General features: G+C 68.5%; 1 pseudogene. It reads right to left on the bottom strand.

Features of this window, described 5'->3' with window-relative positions:
• Positions 1–562 (bottom strand): annotated as a pseudogene (locus MOV74_RS39995) (hypothetical protein); the annotation flags it as partial.

Raw genomic sequence — 562 nt, 5'->3', positions numbered from 1 at the left:
AACAGGAGTTCGGCCGCGACGAACCAGCCCGACGCTGCGAGCGCACCGAAGATGAAGCCGATCATGGCGAACATGCTCATCGCCGGCGGGAACGAGCGCCGCTGCGGCACGGTCGCCTCACCGATGACGCGAGCCGCCGAGGTGTTGAGCGTCTCCTGCTCCTCGGTCTCGCGCGAGCGCTTGAGGAAGGATTGATAGACGTCGCGGCTGGCGTCGGCCTCGCGCTCGAGCTCGCGCAGGCGTACGGCGGCCTGGCTGAGCTGCACGCTCTGCCGCTTCTGCGCTTCCAGCGCCCGGTTGAGCGAAGCTTCGAAGTCGCGGGCGCGGGTCAGATCGTTCTTGGCGGACTGGGCGAAGCGGTCGATCTCTTCGTTGATGGTGCGCTTGAGATCCTCGACCTGCTTCTCGGTCTGGCGCAGCGCCGGATGGCGCGGCCCGAGCTCGCCGGCCTGCTCCGCATATTTCTTGCGCGCGTCGGCATATTGCGCGCGCAGGTTCGCGATGGTCGGCGATTGCAGCGCCTCCGAATTCGCGCCGGCATCGGCCGCCGTGCGGCGGCTGG

The organism is Bradyrhizobium sp. SHOUNA76 (assembly GCF_023006445.1).
In the GTDB taxonomy this organism is placed as follows: Bacteria; Pseudomonadota; Alphaproteobacteria; order Rhizobiales; family Xanthobacteraceae; genus Bradyrhizobium.
This window is presented reverse-complemented; position numbering and strand designations above follow the sequence as displayed.